The 8843-nt window shown below is 38.3% G+C and carries 7 protein-coding genes and 1 pseudogene; 6 read left to right on the top strand and 2 right to left on the bottom strand.

All coding sequences use genetic code 11. The features are described from left to right. Positions 1 to 236 precede the first annotated feature (236 nt). Complete coding sequence (grpE, locus tag NO346_RS00260) at positions 237 to 782, top strand: nucleotide exchange factor GrpE (protein WP_005158808.1); 546 nt, start codon at positions 237 to 239, stop codon at positions 780 to 782. Between the two features lie 187 nt (positions 783 to 969). Next, the gene (dnaK, locus tag NO346_RS00255; RefSeq protein ID WP_004949942.1) at positions 970 to 2913 is read left to right on the top strand and encodes a molecular chaperone DnaK; all 1944 of its coding nucleotides are present in this window, start codon (positions 970 to 972) and stop codon (positions 2911 to 2913) included. Positions 2914 to 2958: 45 nt separating this feature from the next. Here the strand turns inward: dnaK and NO346_RS00250 are convergent, their stop codons facing one another. After that, on the bottom strand, positions 2959 to 3843 hold the full coding sequence (locus NO346_RS00250) for an MBL fold metallo-hydrolase (RefSeq protein WP_256413843.1): 885 nt from the start codon (positions 3841 to 3843) through the stop codon (positions 2959 to 2961). A gap of 176 nt (positions 3844 to 4019) precedes the next feature. On the opposite strand from NO346_RS00250, the gene NO346_RS00245 reads away from it, so the two are divergent. From NO346_RS00245 to NO346_RS00230, 4 genes and pseudogenes are all read left to right on the top strand, one after another. Beyond that, positions 4020 to 4928 (top strand): matrixin family metalloprotease, encoded by a 909-nt coding sequence (locus tag NO346_RS00245; RefSeq protein WP_256413842.1) that lies wholly within the window; start codon positions 4020 to 4022, stop codon positions 4926 to 4928. An 18-nt stretch (positions 4929 to 4946) separates the two neighbouring features. After that, positions 4947 to 5300 (top strand): annotated as a pseudogene (locus NO346_RS00240) (matrixin family metalloprotease); the annotation flags it as partial. 120 nt (positions 5301 to 5420) lie between these two features. Continuing rightward, complete coding sequence (locus tag NO346_RS00235) at positions 5421 to 5804, top strand: hypothetical protein (RefSeq protein ID WP_256413846.1); 384 nt, start codon at positions 5421 to 5423, stop codon at positions 5802 to 5804. Positions 5805 to 5972: 168 nt separating this feature from the next. After that, complete coding sequence (locus NO346_RS00230) at positions 5973 to 7070, top strand: DUF1566 domain-containing protein (RefSeq protein ID WP_256413841.1); 1098 nt, start codon at positions 5973 to 5975, stop codon at positions 7068 to 7070. 251 nt (positions 7071 to 7321) lie between these two features. Here the strand turns inward: NO346_RS00230 and NO346_RS00225 are convergent, their stop codons facing one another. Next, positions 7322 to 8614, bottom strand: coding sequence for a lytic murein transglycosylase (locus NO346_RS00225; RefSeq protein WP_256413840.1), 1293 nt, complete (start codon positions 8612 to 8614; stop codon positions 7322 to 7324). Positions 8615 to 8843: the final 229 nt, after the last annotated feature.

Here is an 8843-nt window from a genome sequence, read left to right as displayed (position 1 = left end):
CTTCATTGATGACTTTATTCTCGATAAAAATCATCTCCTACCACAGAGAATCTATAAATAATAGTGCGTAAGTCCTAAAGATTTAAATTGACCTGAACGCTTGAATTTTGTCGCCTTGCCCATACTTCATCCCTATCTATGAATGACCAAGATGTGGCAGTTCGGGTTTAACCCTATGAGCATTCACGCCAAAAGGACTGTACATGTTTAAGAACTTTTTTCAACGGAGATCATCAATGGCTAATGAGCAAAATGAGCAAGCTCAAGACATTCAAAATGAGCAACAAACTGAACAAACTCAAGCTGAAGGTGTAGAGCAAGCAAACGAGCTTAGCGTTGAAGATTTACAAGCGCAAATCACCAAACTCGAAGAAAGCTTGAAACTTGAAAAAGCCCGTACCGCAAATGCCGTGTACGAAGCACAAAAGAGTGTTGAACGTATCCAGCGTGAATCTGAAAAACACAAAGATACCGTTCTTGAGAAATTTGCTAAAGAGTTGTTGGATTCAGTCGACAATCTTGAACGTGCGATTCAAGCCGCTGGTGATGAACAAACACCTTTACTTGAAGGTGTAAAGCTGACTTTGAAATCGCTACTGACAACACTTGAAAAATTTGGTGTGGTTGAAGCAGATACACAAAATGGTTTCAACGCAGATCTTCATCAAGCAGTCGGTATCGATCCAAACGCTCAAGCGAACCAAATCGGCACTGTATTACAAAAAGGTTATACCTTAAATGGTCGCCTACTCCGCCCAGCAATGGTGATGGTTGGTCAATAAATTGACGTTGAGCATTTAAAATTTTGCTCAAAACACAATAATTCGAGAGTTTTTTGATTTTTTTTCATAAAAATGCTTGAAAAAAACCGATTGACTCTCATATCGAATAACAAGCAAATCCCCTTTTAAATTCCATTTATTAAATAGGAAATCAGGGGGTTCACAAAATTTTAGAGGAACATCCCAAATGGCAAAAATTATTGGTATTGACTTAGGTACTACCAACTCATGTGTTGCTGTACTTGAAGGCGATAAAGTAAAAGTAATCGAAAATGCTGAAGGCGCACGTACAACTCCATCAATCATCGCTTATAAAGATGGTGAAATTTTAGTTGGTCAAAGTGCTAAACGTCAGGCTGTAACAAACCCGAAAAACACTTTATTCGCAATCAAGCGTTTAATCGGTCGTCGTTATGAAGATCAAGCGGTTCAAAAAGACATCGGTCTTGTACCTTACAAAATCATCAAAGCAGACAATGGTGATGCTTGGGTTGAAGTAAACGACAAAAAATTAGCACCTCAACAGATCTCTGCTGAAATCTTGAAAAAGATGAAGAAAACTGCAGAAGACTATTTAGGTGAAACAGTTACTGAAGCGGTGATTACAGTTCCTGCTTACTTTAATGATGCTCAACGTCAAGCAACTAAAGATGCGGGTAAAATTGCAGGTCTTGATGTTAAACGTATCATTAACGAACCAACTGCTGCCGCTCTTGCGTTCGGTATGGACAAAAAAGAAGGTGACCGTAAAGTTGCAGTTTACGACTTAGGTGGTGGTACATTCGACGTATCAATCATTGAAATCGCAGACCTTGATGGCGACCAACAAATCGAAGTGTTATCAACAAATGGTGATACTTTCCTTGGTGGTGAAGACTTTGATAACGCGTTAATTGAATTCTTGGTTGAAGAATTTAAGAAAGAACAAAGTGTGAACTTGAAAAATGATCCACTTGCGTTACAACGTTTGAAAGAAGCTGCTGAAAAAGCAAAAATCGAGCTTTCTTCATCAAATGCAACTGAAATCAACCTTCCATACATCACCGCTGATGCAACTGGTCCTAAACACTTAGTGATCAATGTAACGCGTGCAAAACTTGAAGGTTTAGTTGCTGATTTAGTTGCTCGTACAATCGAGCCTTGCAAAATCGCGCTTAAAGATGCTGGTCTTTCGACTTCAGACATCTCTGACGTAATTTTAGTTGGTGGTCAGTCTCGTATGCCACTTGTACAACAAAAAGTACAAGAATTCTTTGGTAAAGAGCCACGTAAAGACGTGAACCCTGATGAAGCGGTTGCAATCGGTGCTGCGATTCAAGGTGCTGTATTGTCTGGTGACAAAACTGACGTTCTTTTATTAGACGTAACACCATTAACTTTAGGTATCGAAACAATGGGCGGTGTATTAACACCAATCATTGAGAAAAATACTACGATTCCTGCGAAGAAATCACAAGTGTTCTCTACTGCTGCTGACAACCAGCCTGCTGTAGATATTTCTGTTTACCAAGGTGAACGTAAAATGGCTCAACAAAACAAATTGTTGGGTAACTTCCAATTAGGCGATATCCCACCTGCTCCACGTGGCGTACCGCAAATTGAAGTATCGTTCGACATCAACGCTGACGGTATCTTAAAAGTATCGGCTAAAGATAAGAGCACTGGTAAAGAGCAATCAATCCAGATTAAAGCGAACTCAGGTTTGTCTGATGCTGAAATCGAAGCAATGATTAAAGATGCTGAAGCGAATGCTGAAGAAGACCGTAAATTTGAAGAGTTAGCGAAAGCTCGTAACGAAGCAGATGCTTTAGTATCTAGCTCGAACAAAGCAGTTAAAGATCTAGGTGACAAAGTGACTGAAGATGAAAAAACTGCAATCGCTACAGCGGTTTCTGAGCTTGAAGCAGCAACTAAAGAAAATGATGTTGAAGACATCAAAGCGAAAACTGAAGCTTTACAAAACATCTTGATGCCAATCACTCAACGTGCTTATGAACAAGCACAAGGTGCTGGCGGCGCAGAAGGTTTTGATCCAAATGCATTCCAAGGTGGTGATGCGGGTCAACAACAAAAAGCGGATGATGGCGTTGTAGATGCTGAGTTCACAGAAGTTAAAGATGACAAAAAATAATTTGTCTCTTTAAAAAGGACCGCGCGAAAGCGCGGTTTTTTTATTTTAAGATTCATTATTTTGATCGAAATATAGTTCACCTAAAATCGGCATAAATAATGGTTCGACTCCAGAAGCTTTTATTTCTTCTAAAAATTCAGGAATATTCACCCCTGGCAACAACTGAGGAACGTCATCAATCGGTGTCACCATGCTATCCCAATGACACGGAATAATATATTTTGGCTTGAGTAGCCGCACTACATCCTTAACATAGTTGGGACGATACTTACGTCCAATCGCGCATAGACACACAATATCAGCCTCTCGCCCCTGCAATTCCTGCTCGATAAAGTCGGCTGAATCAATATGCACCACACTGAGCTTGCCCGTATGAATCCACCAGTTGAAGACCTGACCATGCCGCAGATGATGAAATCTGGGCGGATAAGGCGGAGGTGTGGTCATATCCCCTGGTAAAGGCACAAGGCCAAACAGTGCCTTACCATGTATGGATGGTAAACCCACCACTTGCCATTGACCACAATCTATGATTTCTCTTCCCTTTGTTTCAAGCATTTGCGATTCAGACAAGCCTGCTGAACGTCCATACATTAAAGTCGCTTTGGATCCAATTAAACGTGCTCCTGTTTGCTTACAAACCTCAGGTGCATCTAAAATATGATCGTAATGAGCATGTCCAATCAATACATCATCTGCATTTGGTATATGTTGTCTGACTAATTCAGGATCACTCAATAAAGGCTGAGTAAACGTTTGGGTTAAGTTTGGACGACTGATAAAAGGATCAAGCACAACTGTACGATGCTGATCAGAAAGAATGAATCCCGCCGTCCCCAAATATTTGATTTTTAAATTTTTAACCTTTGCCTCAGCAGGAGAATCTGCTGTCCATACAGTATCAGGCGCTTTCAATAAATATTTCAGCATATTGTGCCTTAGTGTTTATTTTATTTATTCCTTCAGAATATGCATTAAAGCAGAATGTGATACATGTTGATATATTTTCCAGATATTTCTTATTCTTGTTATAGTTCAATTTATTTAGATCAAAAGTCTCTCTTAAACTGATTCATCTCATTTTCAGAAGAATAGAAAATACAATCATGCGCTTTTTAATTTTTTCAGGGTTAATTATTTTCTTATTAGGGTTAAGTTATCAAACTCAGAAACATCCTCAACTAAAATTCAATTCATTAGCTGACCGTATCACTCATCCAATAGATACTCGCCTGCGTTATCGAATCGCTGAGGTAGATCCTCGTTTTAAACTCAGTCTTGAACAAGTACAAGAAATTAGCCAACAAGCAACTCAAATTTGGAAAGATGGTACAGGACAGGATTATTTTGTTTATGACCCCAATGCCCAACTTGCGATTCACCTCATTTACGATGAACGCCAACAAGAAAGCGAACAACGCCGAGAACATATAACTCAACTCGAAGCGAATCAACAGGTATGGAAAGATAAAAAACAGCAATTAGACCAAATTGAACAAGAAATTATGCGGAGTAAGCAATTTTTAGATTTAAAACAACAACAACTCAATCAACAAATTCAGCAATATAATCAAGAGCAGCTTTCTGCTCAACACAACCAATCTGCATCTGGGAATTCGACATATTTTCAGCAGAAACAACAAGAGCTACAAAGTAATATTGAGTTAGTGCAACAAGAAGTTAATCAATACAATCAAAGAATTACTCAATTAAATCAAAAAATAGATGAACTTAACTCACTGGATCAACAACTAGATGCTTCAGTCAAACAATACAAACAACGCTTTCAACCACATTTATTTCATAAAGGCTTATTTAATGGAAAACAAATTTTAATCTATGAGTTTGAATCAGATAACGATTTACGATTAACACTAGCACATGAATTAGGACACGCCCTTGGTTTACAACATGCAAACAGCCCTCAAGCTTTAATGTACCCTATTATGAAAGATCAAGAGATGGACCATTTCCGTCTCACTCAGGCTGACCGTGATTTATTATTAACAAGATAGCCTTTTATGGCTGAATTCGCCCTACAACAAGAGATTCAAGTTTATAATCAAAAAACTCAGCAACTTAATCGAGATATTCAAAAACTCAATCAAAATAATAAGCAACTTGTAGCATCAACTCATCAATTTAATCAAACATTTCAGCCACGTTTGTTTCACAAAGGGCATTTCAATGGTAAACAGATTTTTATTTATGAATTTTCCTCAGTTGATGACCTGCGTTTAACGCTTGCACATGAATTTGGTCATGTATTGGGTTTAAAGCATACCAAAGATCGAAAATCACTGATGTATCCAAGAATCAAGGAACAAGATGCGAAGAACTTCCAACTCGCAGATGTCGATCTGGAACTACTCGGCTTTTCTCGTTAAGTCTCTGTTATAAGGATATGAGAAATCTATAAGCTGATGTTTTTAAAAAGATCGTAACAATGAGTCGATTCTTTTGATTTATTCATGTTATTGTGGTGTCAAAACATCATCTTAGTCTTAATGGAGATCAGCATGAGTTATTATCATATCCTCATTGAAGTGAATGACCACATCAGTACGATTGAACAGACTCGTGATATTGAAATCTTAGATATTCAGGATCTTAGTCCGTATCTTCATTCTATTTTGATCCCCTATTTCAATGAACATGAATTAGAGTTTGAAGATGAGAATCTTACTTATAATGAAGTTCTACATCTCGAAGTTAAACAAACGCTCTTGCCAATTGAACAGCTGATTGAAGAAGAACAAAAACAACTACCTAGCGATACAGATGTGACCATTACTGCTTACGAAATTTTTAATGATCGTGATTTAAGCCAAGATGTCACAGCAGTAATTTTTGATATTTTAGAAGCAGTGAAACTGGACGCTGCGCCATAATTGATCCATTAAATCAGGTGTATAGTTAAGCTATTCACCTGATTTTTTTCACCCCCAAAAATTTGATTATTTATTTGATATTTCTACTATAAAAATAATTTATTACACAAAATTAAATTTAACAAGATAAAACAAATATATATTTTAATCATAAACAATGGGGAAATAATGATGCGTATTTTAATTTTTAGCATAACAACAATTACTTTAAGCATTTTCAGCCATACTCATGCAACTACAGGGGTTTCCTCTATAGAAAATAAAACCGATATTGAATTACTATCATCAGGACAATGGCAAGACAATAAAGCAGGATTAGTTTGGATGCGTTGTGCTTTAGGGCAAACATGGACAGGAGTGGATTGTATTGGTAAACCATCTGAACTTAAATGGGAACAAATACAAAGTGAAATTAATACCAAAATCAACAATAACGGTTTTGCAGGACATTCAGATTGGCGATTACCTAGTATTAATGAATTAAAATCAACTTTTTTAAAGAAAAATGCTATTTTTAAAAGAAATATATACCTTTGGTCTAATACACCTTTAGGTTCAGAAGAGGATAGTTTTAGAGGGCTGAATGGTGCTGTGAATTATATTATAAACGATTCTTATCAGGATGCCATAAATCCTTGTTACCTCAATGATTGTAAAGCAAGTATCCGTTTAGTACGAAATATTTCTAAATCCCAAACGAATAGTTCAGTAGATTCTAGTACATACTTAGCAGAAGAGGAGCATAAGCGTAAAAAAGAGCATGAAGAAAGACTTCAACAAGAAGAAAAGCAACGACAAATAGAGATAGAACAAGCTCGCCATGAACAACAATTAGCGCAAGAACGCCAACGAGCTGAAGAAGAAAGAGAACGATCTCGCCAACAACGTAGAAAACAACAAGAAAAACAAGCTCGTCGTCAAGAACAATGGCAACAACTGGGTCAGGTTTTAGGTGCAGCAGCAACGGTTTATACAGCAAAACAGACGCAAAAAGCCAATACAGCCCGTTATTCAAAGCCTACACCAACTCCAACTTATACACCGTCACAAACCTCAGTATATACACCACCAGCTCCAATAACTCAGATCAATACACCAAGTTATAACCCTACTCCAACGATTAATTATCCGAATTCATCCACAAAAAATAAAGTAAATAGTTCAGAATATGAGGTGCATAACTGTCTAAGTATTAACAACAACCATCTACAAAATAATTGCAATTTTCCAGTATGGGTTTCACAATGTGCATATAAACCATCTTAGGACAAAAAAGTACAGCTTAATGCTTTTGAAATGGGTAGCTCTTTTGATTGTGAAAAAAATATTGGACTTGATAGTATAGCAGCGAGATCAAAAGACCCAGCCCGCTTAACAGGACAGAAAATTGTATGGTTCGCATGTAAAAAACCTGCGACACCTAAAAATACAATTTTTGATTCATCACGCCAGTTAATCACTGGTTACTGTGAATAGGGATTATCCCCCTCTTTATTGATAAAAAAGGGGGATTTTTATCACTGCATCATTTGTTTGGCCTGTTCCTGACGGAATGCCCGTAAAATTTGTTGACCAGCACGACCTGTAGGATTCAGGCCTAAGCGCGTTTGCTCTTGGCGAATGGCTTGACGACTTTTGTCTCCAATCAATCCATCCACCACACCAATATCATAACCTCGCTTGACCAAAAACTGCTGAATTTCGCGACGCTCTGCTCGAGAAGTCCCTGCATCATCCGTTGGCCAAGACGTTAAAAATGCTGTACCACCACGTAAACGATCAGATAGATGTGCAATTGCCAATCCATAACTTTCAGCAGCGTTATAGCTATAAATTGCATCAAAGTTTTTAAATACCAAAAATGCTGGGCCATTGGCACCTGCGGGTGTAATCAGTCCTGCTGGCGTACTGCCTGACAAATTGCCCTGAATCAAGGCTGTAGCATCCGCACGAGTCACACCCTGTGCAACCCAGCTATTCAGCGACCTTTTATTACGGCGGCTTTCACCTGCAACTGACATACCTTGTGGAATTGTCACTTCAAAGCCCCACGGCATACCTGTTTGCCACCCTGCCCGTTTTAGGAAATTGGCCGTTGAAGCCAGAGCATCTGTGGTACTTGAAACCAGATCACGGCGACCATCACCATCAAAATCTACTGCTAAGCGCTCGTAGGTCGATGGCATAAACTGGGTATGACCAAAAGCCCCTGCCCATGAACCATAGAGTTGATCTTGTGTTAAATCACTACGCTGTAAAACACGCATCGTCGCAAAAAATTCACTACGGAAATAACTTTGGCGGCGACCCTCGCAACTGAGCGTTCCCAAAGCCTGCAATAATGGATATTTACCTGAAATATCGCCGTAGTTACTTTCCACACCCCACACCGCCACTACAGTTTCTGCTGGTACACCATAAGCCTGTTCAACTCGATTTAAAACAGCACGATGTTGAGCAAGTTTTTGTTTGCCCACTTGGACACGCTCATCATCAACCAAACCTGATAAATAGTCCCAAATTGGAGTCGAAAATTCAGGCTGGTAATTTAATTTATCAATGACTGAATAATCAGGCGTTAGGTTTTGTGTATAACGATCATAAGTCGCACCAGATACCCCAGATGCAATTGCCTGAGAACGCAAGTTCGCAATACACGACTGGAAATTTGTATTTGGTGAATAGGTACTGTTGGATGGTGCTGTCGTTGTCGCTGGCACCGTTGCACCATTAATAATGAGTTCTGCATGCGCTTGATTAAATAAAGCAAATAAGGCAGTGCCTATAAATAGAGAAAAATGATGTTTCATGTCTTAACCAAAGTTTTTAAATTTAAATTTCCTGTTCACCTTAACACGCAGCCGCACTATGTTCCGTTTGGAAACGTAACTTTGAATTCATTTACTGTCTTTTAAATTTAAAGCCTAATTTTTAAATTCATAACTCCACCATCGTTTTAAATTTAAAAGTTACCAACACCCTTCATTTAAATTCAAAACAAGCATCAATCACTATCTGTATGTTTGAATTTAAAAATAA

This window comes from Acinetobacter sp. 5862 (genome assembly GCF_024494585.1).
Lineage (GTDB): Bacteria > Pseudomonadota > Gammaproteobacteria > Pseudomonadales > Moraxellaceae > Acinetobacter.
This window is presented reverse-complemented; position numbering and strand designations above follow the sequence as displayed.

Excerpts from the sequence above, each read along its gene's own strand:
- grpE (WP_005158808.1), top strand. The coding sequence starts at position 237 with ATGGCTAATGAGCAAAATGAGCAAGCTCAAGACATTCAAAATGAGCAA.
- dnaK (WP_004949942.1), top strand. The coding sequence starts at position 970 with ATGGCAAAAATTATTGGTATTGACTTAGGTACTACCAACTCATGTGTT.
- NO346_RS00250 (WP_256413843.1), bottom strand. The coding sequence starts at position 3,843 with ATGCTGAAATATTTATTGAAAGCGCCTGATACTGTATGGACAGCAGAT.
- NO346_RS00245 (WP_256413842.1), top strand. The coding sequence starts at position 4,020 with ATGCGCTTTTTAATTTTTTCAGGGTTAATTATTTTCTTATTAGGGTTA.
- NO346_RS00235 (WP_256413846.1), top strand. The coding sequence starts at position 5,421 with ATGGAGATCAGCATGAGTTATTATCATATCCTCATTGAAGTGAATGAC.
- NO346_RS00230 (WP_256413841.1), top strand. The coding sequence starts at position 5,973 with ATGATGCGTATTTTAATTTTTAGCATAACAACAATTACTTTAAGCATT.
- NO346_RS00225 (WP_256413840.1), bottom strand. The coding sequence starts at position 8,614 with ATGAAACATCATTTTTCTCTATTTATAGGCACTGCCTTATTTGCTTTA.